The following is a 17673-nucleotide window of genomic DNA, read 5'->3' as shown; positions in this document are numbered from 1 at the left end:
GGGCGTCAAAAAAAACGCCGGATTAACCGGCGTCTGACGACTGACTTAACGCTCAGGCTTTATTGTCCACTTTGCCGCGCGCTTCGTCACGTAATTCTCGTCGCAAAATTTTTCCAACATTAGATTTCGGTAACTCATCACGAAATTCCACCAGCTTCGGTACTTTGTAGCCTGTGAGCTGACGGCGGCAAAAGGTCACCAGTGACTCTTCAGTGAGCGACGCGTCTTTTTTCACCACAAAGATTTTCACCGCTTCACCACTGGAGCCAGAAGGTACGCCAACAGCCGCCACTTCCTGTACGCCTGGGTGCTGCATGACCACATCTTCAATCTCGTTGGGATAGACGTTAAAGCCGGAAACCAGAATCATGTCTTTTTTACGATCGACAATGCGCAGGAATCCTTCTTCATCCATCACTGCAATATCGCCAGTGTGTAACCAACCATTTTTGATGATTTCATCGGTGGCATCCGGGCGCTGCCAGTAGCCCAGCATCACCTGTGGACCTCTGACACAAAGTTCGCCCGGTTGCCCCGGTGGTACTTCGTTATCATCATCATCCACCAGTTTGGCTTCCGTCGATGGCACCGGTAATCCAATGCTACCGCTGTGATAATCAATATCATACGGGTTAACGCTCACCAGCGGCGCACACTCGGTTAAGCCATAACCTTCCAGCAGATATTGTCCGGTCAGTTTCACCCAACGTTCTGCTACCACTTGCTGAACGGGCATCCCGCCGCCTGCGGACAAATGCAAACTGGAGAAATCCAGTTGCTGGAACTCTTTATTGTTCAGCAACGCGTTGAACAAGGTGTTAACGCCGGTGATAGCGGTAAACGGATATTTCGCTAACTCTTTCACCAGCCCCGGAATATCGCGTGGGTTGGTTATTAATAAGTTCTGCCCGCCCAGCTCAATAAACAGCAGGCAGTTAATGGTTAGTGCAAAGATGTGATACAGCGGCAGCGCCGTCACCACCAGCTCTTTACCCGGATGCAGTAGCGGCCCATAGGTCGCGTTAACCTGTTCCAGATTCGCCAGCATATTGCGGTGAGTCAGCATCGCGCCTTTCGCCACACCAGTGGTGCCGCCGGTGTATTGCAGGAAGGCTAAATCTTCCGGCACCAGTTCAGGTTTGACGTACTGCATCCGGTATCCGTTATGCAGGGCGCTACGAAATGAAATAGCATCTGGCAGATGGTATTTCGGCACCAGACGTTTGATGTATTTAACAACGAAGTTAACTACCGTGCCTTTTGCCGTGGAAAGCTGATCGCCCATACGGGTCAGAATAACGTGCTGGACGGCGGTTTTATCGACCACTTTTTCCAGGGTATGGGCAAAGTTAGACACTATGACAATCGCCGATGCGCCGCTGTCGTTGAGCTGATGCTCAAGTTCGCGTGGGGTATACAACGGGTTAACGTTTACGACGATCATCCCGGCACGCAGAATACCAAACAGCGCCACCGGATATTGCAATAAGTTAGGCATCATCAGCGCAACGCGATCGCCCTTCTTCAGCCCCAGCCCTTGTTGCAAATAAGCGGCAAATGCGCGACTGCGCTCTTCCAGCTTGCGGAAGGTCATCACCTCCCCCATATTCACAAACGCTGGCTGATCGGCGTAGCGCGCGACCGACTGCTCAAACATATCCACCAGAGATTGATAACGGTCAGGGTTGATCTCCGTCGGAACATCGGCGGGATAACGGTTAAGCCAAACCTTCTTCAATTCTTCACCTCTAAAATGCGTGTTCGTCGTCATCGCAACCCCAAGTGATATACATGCTGTTAACATAATATTAACTCATCATACCAGCTTGATAATTCCCCAACGAAAAGGTTGCGAAGCGCGTCACTATTTATTTTTATATTTACCGTAAGAATGCAGAAACAGCGGACCAGCCGCTGTTTCTTTTTCTTTAAAAACAAGCAATTATTCAGTTACAACTGTTTGTACTCTCGCGGAGCCTGGATTATACCAGCCCCATCCGCCATAACCATAGGGCCAGCCACGACCGCCATAAAACCACGGATCAATCGGCTGAGGCGGCATAATCACCTGCTGGGTTAAATGCCAACGTTTATAACCCGTTACCTGCATCACCATAAATTTATAGGCCGTGTTGCCGATTTTGCCGTCAACCGCACCGGTGATTGGACCGACAACTGTAACCAGTTGTCCACGGAAATCGACCGGATCAAGAAAACCATTCACATCTGCATAAATGCGCCCGCGAGAAGGCTCTCCCAGCGTCGGCCTGGCTCCGCTATCGAGCGGTACGGTGGCAATTTCCAGACGGGTTTTACCCTGCTGGTTTTGCACCGCGACCACTTTGCCGCCAAAGCGCGCCTCCTGACCAACGTACAGCTGCGGCGCACTCATCACCCGAACTAAATCTTGTTGCGGCGTGGGACTGCTGCCTTTAATGGCGTCCGGCACGGTGACACAACCGCTCAGCATTAGCGCAAACGTACCTGCCAGTATGCCTTTGATAACATTCTTTTGAACCGCCATGATGCGACTCCTTTTTTTCTCAGGGCATACTCTTAAGATTCATTCTTTGCCCGGAAGTTTCTTCCACGCGACGTTGTTACGTAAATAAACCGGCTCGGCATGTTCCACCGCCACTGTTTTACCTTCAGCAAACATCTGACAGGCAATCGGCAGCATATCTTCTGCGGCAGGCAGTAACACTTCGCCATCGCGCAGAACCAGCCCGCTCTCTTTACCGAGATCCGGCCAGGCTTGCCAGCCCGTCCCCACCGTCACCCAATCACCGGAAAGATGCTGCATCCGTTCATGAACGAGTTCTGGTTTGAGTACGGCTTCGGTTTCTTCACCGTGCCAGATACCGTTTTCATCTCGCTGATATTCAGCCCAGTAAACTTCGCCCATCCGCGCGTCAATGGCTGCCAGCACGCGGGTTGCGCCGTTTTTGCGCCACGCCCCTTGCGCCATCGTCATTAGCGTGGAGACGCCAATCATCGGCAACTCCGCGCCAAGCGCCAGCCCTTGCGCAATGCCAATACCAATACGCACGCCGGTAAAGCTACCGGGGCCGCGTCCGTAAGCCAGAGCATTAATGTCAGTCAGGGAGGTTCCGCTGGTGGTCAGGATATCCTGCACCATCGGTAAGATTCGTTGAGTATGTTCACGAGGGCAAAGCTCAAAATGAGCGTTGACAGTACCGTCGTTCCACAGGGCGACAGAGCAGGCCTCTGTCGCGGTATCGATAGCCAGAATTCGCATGGGTCTTCGTGCTTAGATCAATAAAAAGGCGCGCATCATACCATACTCAATAACAAATTACCTGGAGGATGGTATCGCAAGGAAGCGAACCGCACGGGCAATGTCACGGGTACGCGGCGCGGGCGGCAGGCTGGCGAGGAACGTCGCACCGTAAGGGCGCATCACCAGTCGATTGTCACAAATCACCAGCACGCCGCGATCGTCGGCGTCGCGAATCAGTCGCCCTACGCCCTGCTTGAGAGTAATGACCGCATCCGGCAGTTGCACTTCATCGAACGGGTCGCCACCGCGCAAACGGCAATCTTCCATGCGCGCTTTTAACAGTGGGTCATCCGGCGAGGTAAACGGCAACTTGTCGATAATCACCAGCGACAGCGTATCGCCGCGCACGTCCACCCCTTCCCAGAAACTGCTGGTCGCCACAAGAAGCGCGTTACCTGCGCTGACAAACTGCTGCAACAGTTGTCCTTTGCTGGTTTCGCCCTGTAACAACACAGGAAGCGTCATGGTGGCGCGAAATTGCTCAGCCAGATCGCGCATCATGGCGTGCGAGGTACAAAGCATAAAACAACGACCATTGTTGGCTTCGATGATCGGTCGTAGTATTGCCGCCAGTTGCCGTGCGGAACCCGGTTGATTGGTTTGCGGCAGGTTACGCGGCACACAGAGTAACGCCTGGCGGCTGTAATCAAACGGGCTGGGTAACAGCAACGACTCCGCCTGTTCTATCCCAAGCCGCGAGGTGAAATGATGCAGATCGTCATTCACCGACAATGTTGCCGAGGTAAAGATCCAGCTACCGGGCTTTTGTTCCATTAATTCTTTGAATTTATCCGCCACGCTTAGCGGCGTCAGCGCCAGAGTGAAATGGCGCGAAGTACATTCGTACCAGTAACTGTAGCCTGGCTGATTGATCTCTTTTAGCCGTTTCAGTCGTGTGCGATATAACGTGGCGCGCTCAAATGCCGCATCCAGCAACGCGGAACGCCCCAGCGACAATTTCGCCACGTCATAACAGAGTTCAAGGGTGTCATCGAGCAGTAAAAATGCCCGCTGAATTTGCGGATTAGCTAACAGCTCACGCAGGTTACCGCGATAACCTGGCTCACCGAGTTGCAGACGAAAATCCTGCGCACTCTGGGCAAGACGGTCAGCGCACTTTTGTAACTGTTGAGTGTCTTTTAATTCGGTGCGATAAGCGATGGTGATATCTTTTGCCAGATCGAGCAGTTGTCGACTGGAGAGTGACTGCCCAAAATACTGGCTGGCAATGTCCGGCAACTGGTGGGCTTCGTCGAAGATCATGACGTCTGCTTCCGGGATCAGTTCGCCAAAACCACTCTCTTTCACCACCATATCCGCCAGAAACAGATGATGGTTTACCACCACCACATCGGCATCCATCGCTTTTTTGCGTGCTTTGACCACAAAGCAATCTTTATACATCGGGCAGTCGCTGCCGAGGCAGTTATCGTTGGTGCTGGTGACCAGCGGCCACGCCTGTGAATCTTCCGCCACGCTAACGCAGGTGCTGATATCACCATCGACTGTTTGATTAGACCAGGAGCGTAGCAGAATTACATCGCTTAAAATTTGTACCGGCAGATCGCCACCCGCCAGCGCCTGCTGTTCGAGACGTTCGAGGCAGAGATAGTTTGAGCGCCCTTTCAGCAATGCCATGTTGCCCGTGTATTTCAACGCCTTTGCCACCGTCGGCAAATCGCGGCTGTAGAGCTGATCCTGCAATGCTTTTGAGCCGGTCGAGATAATGACTTTCTTTTTCGCCCGCAGCGCAGGGGCAAGATAAGCGTAGGTTTTGCCCGTCCCGGTTCCCGCTTCCACCACCAGCGGCTGGCTTTTTTCTATCGCCCCAGCGACGGCTACCGCCATCTGTCGCTGTGGTTCACGCGGCTTAAAGCCAGGTATCGCTTTCGCCAGTTGACCGTCTGGTGCAAAATCGTCCGTCACACTACCCCCTGTTGATTTGAACAGGGATTATGTCAGGCCAGGTTGCTTTTCGCCAGCTGAAGTGGTGACGGCGACCTTACATTGTGGCAGTCTTTGCAGCACAAAAATGGAATGATGATGAGGACAAAATGATGACTATCGTTCGTATTGACGCCGAAGCCCGCTGGTCTGATGTGGTGATCCACAACAACACGCTCTACTACACCGGTGTACCGGAAAACCTCGATGCCGATGCGTTTGAGCAGACCGCGAATACGCTGGCGCAAATTGACGCAGTGCTGGCAAAACAGGGCAGCAATAAGTCGAGTATTCTGGATGCCACGATTTTCCTGGCCGATAAAAACGACTTCGCTGCAATGAATAAAGCCTGGGACGCATGGGTTGTCGCGGGCCATGCACCTGTGCGCTGCACGGTACAAGCGGGATTGATGAACCCGAAGTATAAAGTTGAAATTAAAATTATTGCGGCGGTTTAATTCCGAAAGATAATTATATCAAGGCAAAAATCACACGATAATTTATCGGAAAACTGGTCGATTATGAACAAATCGGCCAGTGCTTAAGATCTTACTTTAGATGGGTAGCACCCTGGCTGATAATTTATTTTTATGATTTCCACCTCATTTATACAAAAATGATATTAATCGCAAAAACCAAAGCATTATGTTAATCACTCGATTAACTTACGCTGCTTTTCTTTCTTGTCCTTCCTTGCCTGAACAATCTGGCTGGGGCACTACGATTCGCTGTTAATTTTCGGCACATCACTAGATAACCCGCCATGACCTGCTACCTTTAAAATACCTGAATGTCAACAGGTTAACTAATGAGATATCGTTATAATCCTTTTGATATTAGGCGCAATTTAATGTCATATATAGCCTTATCGATCACGTGGTTAATTTAAGGACAAGAATATGCCTGCTGTAATAGATAAAGCCCTGGATTTTATTGGTGCCATGGATATATCAACACCAACCCCCAGCTCTATGAATGAAAGTACGGCGAAGGGAATATTTAAATATTTGAAAGAACTGGGAGTACCCGCGAGTGCCGCCGATATTACTGCGCGAGCCGAACAGGAAGGCTGGAATCCTGGATTCACGGAAAAAATGGTGGGATGGGCAAAAAAAATGGAGTCTGGTGAACGCGTGGTGATTAAAAATCCAGAATACTTCTCGTCTTATATGCAGGAAGAGCTCAAAGCACTGGTATAAGTTAAATCTCTACCAACAAAAATGAGCCAGGACGCTTTTTTATCACAGAAAAGCGTCCTTTTTTCTAACCATCAAAAACACGGCTTAATTCATTCAACCAGTACAGCCCCACAATTTTCTGGTTCAAACGCTACGGGCCAAATGGTTCGCTTGTCATAATGCGCCCTGTTGAAACCAACATTGTATTACTCGTCTTCATCCTCAAAACGCGCCACGATCCGCTCGCCGGAATGGTTGGCGCGTAACTCTTCGGCTACCAGTGCGATTGCCTGACCGCTGCTCATCCCCTGTGCCATCAGTTCCTGAATACGCTCAACGGCTTTTTGCTGCTGTTCATGGGTGAGTGAAGGTAAACCTGCAAACATTGTTAACTCCTGCTAAATTGTTGGCGCTAATTATTTCATGCTACCCGGCACATAGCCAGTAGAGTCAGGACTGATGAAGACGTTATCTCCCGCTGTGATTACTTTACCCTGGCGTCAGGACGCCGCTGAATTTTATTTTGCCCGCTTAAGCCACCTGCCGTGGGCAATGCTTTTGCACTCTGGCTATGCCGATCATCCGTATAGCCGCTTTGATATTGTGGTGGCAGACCCGATTTGCACCTTAACAACTTACGGCAGTGAAACTGTTTTGTGTAAAGGAGAAACCCGCACAACAACCACTGACGATCCGTTAACAGTACTCCAGCAGGCGCTGGAGCGTGCGAACATTCACCCGTCACATAACGATGATTTGCCATTTCAGGGTGGCGCGCTGGGTTTATTTGGTTACGATCTGGGTCGCCGCTTTGAGTCACTGCCAGAAGTGGCGCTGAGAGATATCGACCTGCCTGATATGGCGGTAGGTATCTACGACTGGGCACTGATTGTCGACCACCAGCGCCAGGCTGTTTCTTTGCTGAGTCATGATGATGTCAATGCCCGTCTGGCCTGGCTGGAAAACCAGCAAATCACACCGCAGGGTGATTTTGCGCTAACCTCTGCCTGGCAATCTAATATGAACCGCGAACAGTATGGCGAAAAATTTCGTCAGGTGCAGGAGTATCTGCACAGTGGCGACTGTTACCAGGTGAATCTCGCCCAGCGTTTTCAGGCTACCTATTGCGGTGATGAATGGCAGGCATTCATTCAGCTTAATCAGGCCAATCACGCGCCGTTTAGTGCCTTCCTGCGTCTGGAACAAGGCACAATTTTAAGCCTCTCGCCAGAGCGTTTTATTCTTTGTGATGACGGTGAGATCCAGACCCGTCCGATTAAAGGCACACTGCCGCGTCTGCCAGATCCTCAGGAAGATAGCAAACAGGCAGAAAAACTGGCGAACTCGCCAAAAGATCGCGCTGAAAACCTGATGATTGTTGATTTAATGCGTAATGATATTGGTCGCGTTGCTGTGCCAGGTTCAGTCAAAGTGCCGGAACTGTTTGTGGTGGAACCTTTTCCCGCTGTGCACCACCTGGTGAGCACCATTACGGCTCAACTACCTGAACAACTTCATGCCAGCGATCTGCTGCGCGCGGCTTTTCCCGGAGGCTCAATCACCGGAGCACCGAAAGTACGGGCAATGGAAATTATCGATGAACTGGAACCGCAGCGACGCAACGCCTGGTGCGGAAGCATTGGCTATTTGAGCTTCTGTGGCAATATGGATACCAGCATCACCATCCGCACGCTGACTGCCATTAACGGTCAAATTTACTGTTCTGCGGGCGGCGGTATTGTCGCCGATAGTCAGGAAGAAGCGGAATATCAGGAAACTTTTGATAAAGTTAATAGGATATTACGCCAACTGGAGAAGTAAGACGTGGACTACCGTAGCCTGACGCTTGATGAATTTTTATCGCGCTTTCAACTTTTGCGCCCGCAAATAAACCGGGAAACCTTAAATCATCGTCAGGCTGCCGTGTTAATCCCCATCGTTCGCCGATCGCAGCCGGGGTTATTGCTCACACAGCGTTCGATTCATCTGCGCAAACACGCCGGACAGGTGGCATTTCCTGGTGGTGCTGTAGATGATACTGATGCGTCAGTTATCGCCGCCGCGCTGCGCGAAGCTGAAGAAGAGGTCGCTATTCCCCCTTCCGCCGTCGAAGTTATCGGTGTGCTGCCGCCTGTCGATAGCGTAACGGGTTACCAGGTAACGCCAGTGGTCGGCATTATCCCGCCTGATTTACCTTATCGTGCCAGTGAAGATGAAGTTTCCGCAGTGTTTGAAATGCCGCTCGCCCAGGCATTACATCTGGGTCGTTATCACCCGTTAGATATCTACCGCCGTGGTGATTCACATCGGGTATGGCTTTCCTGGTACGAACAGTATTTTGTATGGGGAATGACCGCAGGCATAATTCGTGAGCTGGCGCTGCAAATTGGTGTGAAATCCTGACTATACTTATCTTTACATCTACAAAACACTACTTGAGACAATCATCGCAATATTAGTTAAATCGCGGTTTTTGATTAGTTTAATTCATGTGAATAGTTAAGCCTGTCGCCGCGTTCCCTCTTACACTATGCGTTGTTATTAGTTCGTTACTGGAAGTCCAGTCACCTTGTCAGGAGTATTATCGTGATTAGTCTATTCGACATGTTTAAGGTGGGGATTGGCCCCTCATCTTCCCATACCGTAGGGCCTATGAAGGCAGGTAAACAGTTCGTCGATGATCTGGTCGAAAAAGGCTTACTGGATAGCGTTACCCGCGTTGCCGTGGACGTTTATGGTTCACTGTCGCTGACGGGTAAAGGCCACCATACCGATATCGCCATTATTATGGGTCTTGCAGGTAACGAACCTGCCACCGTGGATATCGACAGTATTCCCGGTTTTATTCGCGACGTAGAAGAGCGCGAACGCCTGCTGCTGGCGCAGGGACGGCATGAAGTGGATTTTCCGCGTGACAACGGAATGCGTTTTCATAACGGCAACCTGCCGTTGCATGAAAACGGTATGCAAATCCACGCTTATAACGGCGATGAAGTCGTCTACAGCAAAACTTATTATTCCATCGGCGGCGGCTTTATCGTCGATGAAGAACATTTTGGTCAGGATGCCGCAAATGACGTGAGTGTGCCGTATCCGTTCAAATCCGCCACCGAGCTGCTGGCGTACTGCAATGAAACCGGCTATTCCCTTTCCGGCCTGGCAATGCAAAACGAACTGGCGCTGCACAGCAAAAAAGAGATCGATGAATATTTTGCTCATGTCTGGCAAACCATGCAGGCATGTATTGATCGCGGGATGAATACCGAAGGCGTATTGCCTGGCCCGCTGCGCGTGCCACGCCGTGCGTCTGCCCTGCGCCGGATGCTGGTTTCCAGCGATAAACTGTCTAACGATCCGATGAATGTCATCGACTGGGTAAATATGTTTGCGCTGGCGGTAAACGAAGAAAACGCTGCGGGTGGTCGCGTGGTAACTGCACCAACCAACGGTGCGTGTGGCATCGTTCCGGCAGTGCTGGCTTACTATGACCACTTTATTGAATCGGTCAGCCCGGACATCTATACCCGCTATTTTATGGCGGCCGGGGCAATTGGCGCTTTGTATAAAATGAACGCCTCTATTTCCGGTGCTGAAGTAGGTTGTCAGGGCGAAGTGGGTGTTGCCTGTTCAATGGCTGCTGCGGGTCTTGCAGAACTGTTGGGCGGTAGCCCGGAACAGGTTTGCGTGGCGGCGGAAATTGGCATGGAACACAACCTTGGTCTGACTTGTGACCCGGTTGCAGGTCAGGTTCAGGTGCCGTGCATTGAACGTAACGCCATTGCCTCTGTGAAAGCGATCAATGCCGCACGCATGGCCTTACGCCGCACCAGTGCACCGCGCGTCTCGCTGGATAAGGTCATCGAGACAATGTACGAAACGGGTAAAGACATGAACGCCAAATACCGTGAAACCTCTCGCGGCGGTCTGGCAATTAAAGTCCAGTGTGACTAATACTTTTCTTTCGCCCATCTGCAACGGATGGGCGAATTTCTCCCGCTTTCTCGTCTGCTGTAAATTTCCCCACTACACTTCCACTGTTGCGTCAGGCGTTTGTTGCCATGCGCTTACAGGGCGGCCCGCATGCAAAAAGCACAACGGATCATTAAAACCTATCGCCGTAATCGAATGATTGTTTGTACAATTTGCGCACTCTTTACGCTTGTGGCGACACTAAGCGTGCGGTTTATTTCACAGCGTAACTTAAATCAACAGCGGGTGATCCTCTTCGCCAATCACGCTGTTGAAGAGCTGGATAAAGTCTTACAACCCCTTCAGGAAGGACGCGAGCTTTTACTTCCGTTGATTGGCCTCCCGTGCTCAGTTACTCATTTGCCTCTACGCAAGCAGGCCGCCAAACTGCAAACCGTGCGTTCTATTGGCCTGGTTCAAAACGGTACGCTCTATTGCTCCAGTATCTTTGGCTATCGAAATGTCCCTGTTCATGATATCCAGGCCGATTTGCCTTCCCCACTGGCTCTTCTGCGTCTTACCACCGATCGCGTGTTGATTAAAGGTAGCCCAGTGCTGATCCAGTGGTATCCCTCGCCATCACATAGCGGTGATGGCGTTCTGGAGATGATCAACATTGAGCTATTGACGACGATGTTGCTGGAACCGCAGTTGCCGCAAATCAGAAACGCCAGCCTGACGGTGGCCGATCGCCATTTACTCTATGATGACGGCCTGGTTGATTCTTTACCTCCGCTTAATGGCAATGAGCGTTACCAGGTTTCATCGCAGAATTTTCCTTTTACCATTAGCGTCAGCGGACCTGGTGCGACGGAACTGGCGTTGCACCATCTTCCCAGCCAGCTCCCGCTGGCTGTACTGTTGAGTTTACTGGTGGGTTATGTTGCATGGCTGGCAACCGCACACAGAATGAGTTTTTCGCGCGAAATTAATCTTGGCCTCGCGCAACATGAGTTCGAGCTATTCTGTCAACCTTTACTAAACGCACGCAGTCAGCAATGTATTGGCGTAGAGATATTGCTGCGCTGGAATAACCCACGTCAGGGTTGGATCTCGCCGGATGTGTTTATCCCTATTGCGGAAGAACATCACCTGATAGCGCCGCTTACCCGTTATGTGATGATGGAAACCATCCGTCAAATCCACGTTTTTCCAATGAGCAGCCAGTTTCACATTGGGATCAACGTCGCTCCCAGCCATTTTCGCCGTGGCGTGCTGTTGAAAGATCTTAATCAGTACTGGTTCAGTGCTCACCCGATTCAGCAACTTATCCTTGAAATAACCGAGCGCGATGCCCTACTGGATGTTGATTATCGAATTGCCCGCGAACTGCATCGTAAAAACGTCAAACTGGCGATTGATGATTTCGGCACCGGCAACAGCTCGTTTTCCTGGCTGGAAACGTTACGCCCTGACGTCCTGAAAATTGATAAGTCATTCACCGCTGCAATTGGTTCAGACGCGGTTAACTCGACGGTAACCGATATCATCATTGCGTTGGGGCAAAGGCTGAATATTGAACTGGTGGCGGAGGGCGTAGAAACGCAAGAACAGGCAAAATATTTACGCCGTCATGGGGTGCATATTTTACAAGGGTATTTGTACGCGCAACCAATGCCGCTGCGTGATTTCCCAAAATGGCTGGCGGGCAGCCAACCGCCGCCCGCCCGGCATAATGGGCATATCACGCCCGTTATGCCATTTCGTTAATGATTATTCGTCTTCGTCGTGCGCCAGTTGCTCTTTAACAATGCGAACCAGATCAACACGATAATCGTTAGCTTCAACAATGGTGATATGCAACGGCCCTACGTTAATCACATCGCCAGCACGCGGGATGTGACCATTTGCAGAAATCACCAGACCTGCGACCGTCGCGATATCATCGTCATCGGCAAGGTGCTCAACATCAAGCGCCTGCTGTAAGGCGTGGAGGTCTGTACCACCTTTTACCAGCCAGCCGTCGCCGTCGGTAATAATTTCCGGCGTTTCATCAGCGTCCGGGAACTCACCGGCAATGGCTTCCAGCACATCCAGAGGCGTAACCAGACCTTGCACCACACCAAACTCGTTGGTAACGATAACAAAACTACCGCGAGCACGACGCAACACGCCCAACAGGTTGATCGGATCGAGGGTTTCCGGAACGATAATCGCCGGAGACGCCGAAGCAATCGCCGCCACATCAACGCCCTCTTCCAGTGCCACCAGCAGTTCTTTCGCACGCACGATACCGATGATTTCATCCAGTTCTCCGCGACATACCGGGAACAGGCTATGTGGAGAAGAAAGCAACTGCTCACGGATTTCATCGACACTAAGGTTAGCGTCAACCCAGCTGATTTCGCCGCGAGGCGTCATAATCCCGCGCAGAGAGCGCGACGCCAGAGTCAGTACACCGTTAATCATGTATCGCTCTTCTTCGGCAAACGCGCCTTCCGGCACAGGGATCGGCATCGGGTTATCCGCATCATGCTGAACATTCGCCTGACGTTTACCGCCCATCAAACGCAGGATGGCATCGGCAGTACGTGCACGCAGCGGTAAAGTCGACTGGTGACGAATAAAGTTACGGCGCGCAATTTGGTTAAATACTTCGATAATGATCGAGAAGCCAATCGCGGCATACAGGTAACCTTTCGGAATGTGGAAACCAAAACCTTCTGCTACCAGACTCAGACCAATCATTAACAGGAAGCTCAGACAGAGCACCACTACCGTTGGATGCTGGTTAACGAATCGCGTCAGCGGCTTCGACGCCAGCAACATGACCGCCATTGCAATCACCACCGCCGCCATCATCACCGGCAGATGGTTGACCATCCCTACTGCAGTAATCACCGCATCCAGCGAAAAGACGGCATCGAGGATGACAATCTGTGTTACGACCACCCAGAAACTGGCATAGCCTTTGCCATGACCAGAATCATGATCGCGGTTTTCCAGCCGTTCATGCAGCTCCGTTGTCGCTTTAAACAGCAAGAATATCCCCCCGAACAACATAATCAGATCGCGGCCGGAGAAGGAAAAATCCATCACGGTAAATAGCGGTTTGGTCAGGGTGACCATCCATGAAATCAGCGATAACAGTCCCAGACGCATGATCAGCGCCAGCGACAGCCCTAACAAACGTGCTTTATCACGTTGTTTTGGCGGCAGTTTATCGGCAAGAATGGCGATAAAAACCAGGTTATCGATACCCAGCACGATTTCAAGAACGACAAGCGTGAGTAGCCCCGCCCAAATCGAGGGGTCCATTAAGAATTCCATGACAAGCTCCTGCTTAAGGAATAGCTATTCGGCGCCAGAAATAATGCAGGCGTAACGACAAAATGCAAACAAAAGGTGCGGCAAAAAATGCCAGAAAGGCAGGCGCTGAAAGGCCTGATGCTGAAATGACGTCGGTGACGATCCATACTGCGGGCTGCTGCCCCATACTCCTTGATTGTTAAACGGGAGTTAAACATATCAGAGAGAACTCTGATTTGGCAAAGATTTACCTTCCTTTGCAAACGAATGTAACGAGGATATTTTACCTTTCGGAATTTTGCTAATCCAAAGTTAAATTACGGATCTTCATCACATAAAATATTTTTTTCGCTATCTAAAATAAATCGCGAAACGCAGGGGTTTTTGGTTGTAACCCTTATCTGAATCGATTCGATTGTGGACGATGATTCAAAAAATACATCTGGCACGTTGAGGTGTTAACAATAATAAAGGAGGTAGCAAGTGACCATTGCTATTGTTATAGGCACACATGGTTGGGCTGCAGAGCAGTTGCTTAAAACGGCAGAGATGCTGTTAGGCGAGCAGGAAAACGTCGGCTGGATCGATTTCGTTCCAGGTGAAAATGCCGAGACGCTGATCGAAAAGTACAATGCTCAGTTGGCAAAACTCGACACCACTAAAGGCGTGCTGTTTCTCGTTGATACATGGGGCGGCAGCCCGTTCAATGCTGCCAGCCGTATTGTCGTCGACAAAGAGCATTATGAAGTGATCGCAGGCGTTAACATTCCAATGCTGGTGGAGACGTTAATGGCCCGTGATGATGACCCAGGCTTTGATGAACTGGTGGCGCTGGCTGTAGAAACAGGCCGTGAAGGCGTGAAAGCACTGAAAGCCAAACCGGTTGAAAAAGCCGCACCAGCACCCGCTGCCGCAGCACCAAAAGCGGCTCCCGCTCCTGCAAAACCAATGGGACCAAATGACTACATGGTTATTGGCCTTGCGCGTATCGACGATCGTCTGATTCACGGTCAGGTCGCTACCCGCTGGACTAAAGAAACCAATGTCTCCCGTATTATCGTTGTTAGTGATGAAGTGGCTGCGGATACCGTTCGTAAGACACTGCTCACCCAGGTTGCACCTCCGGGCGTAACAGCACACGTGGTTGATGTTGCCAAGATGATCCGCGTCTACAACAACCCGAAATATGCTGGCGAACGTGTAATGCTGTTATTCACCAACCCGACAGATGTTGAGCGCCTCGTTGAAGGCGGCGTGAAAATTACCTCTGTTAACGTTGGCGGCATGGCATTCCGTCAGGGAAAAACCCAGGTGAATAACGCGGTTTCGGTTGATGAAAAAGATATCGAAGCGTTCAAAAAACTGAATGCGCGTGGTATCGAGCTGGAAGTCCGTAAGGTTTCCACCGATCCGAAACTGAAAATGATGGATCTGATCAGCAAAATCGATAAGTAACGTATTGTGTTGATTATCACTCAGTTTTCACACTTAAGTCTTACGTAAACAGGAGAAGTACAATGGAGATTACCACTCTTCAAATTGTGCTGGTATTTATCGTAGCCTGTATCGCAGGTATGGGATCAATCCTCGATGAATTTCAGTTTCACCGTCCGCTAATCGCCTGTACCCTGGTGGGTATTGTTCTTGGCGATATGAAAACCGGTATTATTATCGGTGGTACTCTGGAAATGATCGCGCTTGGCTGGATGAATATCGGTGCCGCAGTTGCGCCTGATGCCGCTCTGGCTTCCATCATTTCTACGATTCTGGTTATCGCCGGTCATCAGAGCATCGGTGCTGGTATCGCGCTGGCAATCCCGCTGGCCGCTGCGGGCCAGGTGCTGACCATCATCGTTCGTACCATCACCGTTGCTTTCCAGCACGCTGCGGATAAGGCGGCTGATAATGGCAATCTGACGGCAATTTCCTGGATCCACGTTTCTTCTCTGTTCCTGCAAGCGATGCGTGTGGCTATCCCAGCCGTGATTGTTGCGCTGTCTGTAGGCACCAGTGAAGTTCAGAACATGCTGAACGCCATTCCGGAAGTGGTGACTAATGGTCTGAATATCGCCGGTGGCATGATCGTGGTTGTTGGTTATGCAATGGTTATCAACATGATGCGTGCAGGCTACCTGATGCCGTTCTTCTACCTCGGCTTCGTAACCGCCGCATTCACCAACTTTAACCTGGTTGCTCTGGGTGTGATTGGTACTGTTATGGCAGTGCTCTACATCCAACTTAGCCCGAAATATAACCGCGTAGCCGGTGCGCCTGTTCAGGCTGCTGGTAACAACGATCTCGATAACGAACTGGACTAACAGGTGAGCGAAATGGTTGATACAACTAAAACTACCACCGAGAAAAAACTCACTCCGAGTGATATTCGTGGCGTCTTCCTGCGTTCTAACCTCTTCCAGGGTTCATGGAACTTCGAACGTATGCAGGCACTGGGTTTCTGCTTCTCTATGGTGCCGGCGATTCGTCGCCTCTATCCTGAGAACAACGATGCCCGTAAACAGGCGATTAAACGTCACCTCGAATTCTTTAACACCCAACCGTTTGTGGCGGCGCCAATCCTCGGCGTAACCCTGGCGCTGGAAGAACAGCGCGCTAACGGCGCAGAGATCGACGACGGTGCTATCAACGGTATCAAAGTAGGTCTGATGGGGCCGCTGGCAGGCGTGGGCGACCCGATATTCTGGGGTACGGTACGTCCGGTATTCGCGGCGCTGGGTGCCGGGATCGCGATGAGCGGCAGCCTGTTAGGTCCGCTGCTGTTCTTTATCCTGTTTAACCTGGTACGTCTGGCAACCCGTTACTACGGCGTAGCGTATGGTTACTCCAAAGGTATCGATATCGTTAAAGATATGGGTGGCGGCTTCCTGCAAAAACTAACGGAAGGGGCGTCTATTCTCGGCCTGTTTGTCATGGGGGCATTGGTTAACAAGTGGACACATGTCAACATCCCGCTGGTTGTCTCTCGCATCACCGACCAGACGGGTAAAGAGCACGTTACCACTGTCCAGACCATTCTTGACCAGTTAATGCCAGGCCTGGTGCCGCTGTTGCTGACCTTCGCCTGTATGTGGCTGCTGCGCAAAAAAGTTAACCCTCTGTGGATCATCGTTGGCTTCTTCGTCATCGGTATCGCTGGTTACGCTTGCGGCCTGTTGGGACTGTAATACTGTTGTACACTACCGGGGCCTATTGGCCCCGTTTTTTTATCTGGAGGATTAATGACAATCACGGATCTGGTACTGATTCTGTTCATCGCCGCACTACTTGCCTTTGCGATATACGATCAGTTCATCATGCCCCGACGCAACGGCCCCACCCTGCTGGCAATTCCTTTGCTCCGGCGCGGTCGCATCGATAGCGTTATCTTCGTCGGGCTGATTGTCATTCTTATCTATAACAATGTGACCAACCATGGCGCACAAATAACCACCTGGTTATTAAGTGCACTGGCGCTAATGGGCTTTTATATTTTCTGGATCCGGGCTCCGAAAATCATTTTTAAACAGCAAGGTTTTTTCTTCGCCAATGTCTGGATTGAATATCGCCGAATTAAAGCGATGAACTTATCGGAAGATGGCGTACTGGTTATGCAATTAGAACAGCGCCGTTTGTTAATCCGCGTTCGAAATATCGACGATCTGGAAAAGATTTATAAACTTCTCTTGTCTAATCAATAAGTTATAGATTTAGCCGAAGCTATGTTTAGTGTATTTTTAATAATCAGACATAGCTTCGGCTATATTATTCATTCCCTTATTTGTTATTTATTTTAACTTTTTATTGATATATAAATCTAAATGAAAATCGTTATCAACAATGCAATGAAATAATATATTCCAACAGTTGTTTTATATTCTCAAAATATGTTAAGGTTGCGCCCTCATTTGGGGAGTAGCCGATTTCCAGACTCCGGAAATGTACGTGTCAACATACTCGTTGCAAAACGTGGCACGTACGGACTGAACACCTTCAGTCAGGCGAGACCATATGCACATCAATCGCTATGCCTGCATG

At 50.5% G+C, this 17673-nt stretch carries 17 protein-coding genes; 10 read left to right on the top strand and 7 right to left on the bottom strand.

Going from position 1 to position 17673, the window contains the following annotated elements:
- Nucleotides 1-52: 52 nt before the first annotated feature.
- The 4 genes from fadD to HEM79_RS01510 form a co-directional block, all read right to left on the bottom strand.
- Nucleotides 53-1738 carry a long-chain-fatty-acid--CoA ligase FadD gene (fadD, locus tag HEM79_RS01525; RefSeq protein WP_010349478.1) on the bottom strand — a complete coding sequence of 562 codons (1686 nt, stop codon included), beginning with the start codon at nt 1736-1738 and terminating at the stop codon, nt 53-55.
- A 204-nt stretch (nt 1739-1942) separates the two neighbouring features.
- Nucleotides 1943-2524 carry a Slp family lipoprotein YeaY gene (yeaY, locus tag HEM79_RS01520; protein WP_176241178.1) on the bottom strand — a complete coding sequence of 194 codons (582 nt, stop codon included), beginning with the start codon at nt 2522-2524 and terminating at the stop codon, nt 1943-1945.
- A gap of 39 nt (nt 2525-2563) precedes the next feature.
- Complete coding sequence (gene tsaB / locus HEM79_RS01515) at nt 2564-3259, bottom strand: tRNA (adenosine(37)-N6)-threonylcarbamoyltransferase complex dimerization subunit type 1 TsaB (RefSeq protein WP_176241179.1); 696 nt, start codon at nt 3257-3259, stop codon at nt 2564-2566.
- A 57-nt stretch (nt 3260-3316) separates the two neighbouring features.
- A complete protein-coding gene (locus tag HEM79_RS01510) occupies nt 3317-5227 on the bottom strand; it encodes an ATP-dependent DNA helicase (protein WP_176241180.1) in 1911 nt (636 codons plus the stop codon).
- Nucleotides 5228-5358: 131 nt separating this feature from the next.
- Between HEM79_RS01510 and HEM79_RS01505 the strand changes: the two genes are divergently transcribed.
- Both HEM79_RS01505 and HEM79_RS01500 read left to right on the top strand, forming a co-directional pair.
- Nucleotides 5359-5703, top strand: a complete 345-nt coding sequence (locus HEM79_RS01505; RefSeq protein ID WP_024191110.1) for a RidA family protein — start codon at nt 5359-5361, stop codon at nt 5701-5703.
- A 441-nt stretch (nt 5704-6144) separates the two neighbouring features.
- Entirely contained in the window at nt 6145-6444 is a 300-nt protein-coding gene (locus tag HEM79_RS01500) for a DUF1889 family protein (RefSeq protein ID WP_001111982.1), read from the top strand.
- A gap of 185 nt (nt 6445-6629) precedes the next feature.
- On the opposite strand, the gene HEM79_RS01495 is transcribed toward HEM79_RS01500, so the two are convergent.
- Nucleotides 6630-6809: a YoaH family protein gene (locus HEM79_RS01495; RefSeq protein WP_000457334.1), complete on the bottom strand. Its 180-nt coding sequence runs from the start codon at nt 6807-6809 to the stop codon at nt 6630-6632.
- Between the two features lie 73 nt (nt 6810-6882).
- Here HEM79_RS01495 and pabB point away from each other — a divergent pair, with 73 nt between their 5' ends.
- The 4 genes from pabB to HEM79_RS01475 all read left to right on the top strand — a co-directional run bounded on the left by pabB (nt 6883) and on the right by HEM79_RS01475 (nt 12102).
- Complete coding sequence (gene pabB / locus HEM79_RS01490) at nt 6883-8244, top strand: aminodeoxychorismate synthase component 1 (RefSeq protein ID WP_176241181.1); 1362 nt, start codon at nt 6883-6885, stop codon at nt 8242-8244.
- A 3-nt stretch (nt 8245-8247) separates the two neighbouring features.
- Complete coding sequence (locus HEM79_RS01485; RefSeq protein WP_176241182.1) at nt 8248-8826, top strand: CoA pyrophosphatase; 579 nt, start codon at nt 8248-8250, stop codon at nt 8824-8826.
- 183 nt (nt 8827-9009) lie between these two features.
- The gene (gene sdaA, locus HEM79_RS01480) at nt 9010-10374 is read left to right on the top strand and encodes an L-serine ammonia-lyase (RefSeq protein ID WP_000624293.1); all 1365 of its coding nucleotides are present in this window, start codon (nt 9010-9012) and stop codon (nt 10372-10374) included.
- Between the two features lie 129 nt (nt 10375-10503).
- Nucleotides 10504-12102, top strand: a complete 1599-nt coding sequence (locus HEM79_RS01475) for an EAL domain-containing protein (protein ID WP_021550657.1) — start codon at nt 10504-10506, stop codon at nt 12100-12102.
- A 3-nt stretch (nt 12103-12105) separates the two neighbouring features.
- Here HEM79_RS01475 and yoaE read toward each other — a convergent pair whose 3' ends face one another.
- Both yoaE and HEM79_RS22540 read right to left on the bottom strand, forming a co-directional pair.
- Nucleotides 12106-13662 carry a CNNM family cation transport protein YoaE gene (gene yoaE / locus HEM79_RS01470; RefSeq protein WP_000394977.1) on the bottom strand — a complete coding sequence of 519 codons (1557 nt, stop codon included), beginning with the start codon at nt 13660-13662 and terminating at the stop codon, nt 12106-12108.
- A complete protein-coding gene (locus HEM79_RS22540) occupies nt 13650-13808 on the bottom strand; it encodes a protein YoaL (RefSeq protein WP_272941839.1) in 159 nt (52 codons plus the stop codon). Before HEM79_RS22540 ends, yoaE begins: the two co-directional genes overlap by 13 nt.
- A gap of 316 nt (nt 13809-14124) precedes the next feature.
- Here HEM79_RS22540 and manX point away from each other — a divergent pair, with 316 nt between their 5' ends.
- The 4 genes from manX to HEM79_RS01450 all read left to right on the top strand — a co-directional run bounded on the left by manX (nt 14125) and on the right by HEM79_RS01450 (nt 17336).
- On the top strand, nt 14125-15096 hold the full coding sequence (manX, locus tag HEM79_RS01465) for a PTS mannose transporter subunit IIAB (protein ID WP_021550656.1): 972 nt from the start codon (nt 14125-14127) through the stop codon (nt 15094-15096).
- A gap of 62 nt (nt 15097-15158) precedes the next feature.
- Nucleotides 15159-15959 (top strand): PTS mannose transporter subunit IIC, encoded by an 801-nt coding sequence (gene manY / locus HEM79_RS01460; RefSeq protein ID WP_000406930.1) that lies wholly within the window; start codon nt 15159-15161, stop codon nt 15957-15959.
- Nucleotides 15960-15971: 12 nt separating this feature from the next.
- Nucleotides 15972-16823 (top strand): PTS mannose transporter subunit IID, encoded by an 852-nt coding sequence (gene manZ, locus HEM79_RS01455; protein WP_001516270.1) that lies wholly within the window; start codon nt 15972-15974, stop codon nt 16821-16823.
- Nucleotides 16824-16877: 54 nt separating this feature from the next.
- Complete coding sequence (locus tag HEM79_RS01450) at nt 16878-17336, top strand: DUF986 family protein (RefSeq protein WP_176241183.1); 459 nt, start codon at nt 16878-16880, stop codon at nt 17334-17336.
- The last annotated feature ends 337 nt before the right edge of the window (nt 17337-17673 follow it).

The sequence above is a fragment of the Escherichia sp. 93.0816 genome (genome assembly GCF_013368855.2).
Taxonomy (GTDB): Bacteria; Pseudomonadota; Gammaproteobacteria; order Enterobacterales; family Enterobacteriaceae; genus Escherichia; species Escherichia ruysiae.
Note: the sequence above shows the minus strand (reverse complement) of the source record. Positions and strands in the feature narration are given on the sequence as shown.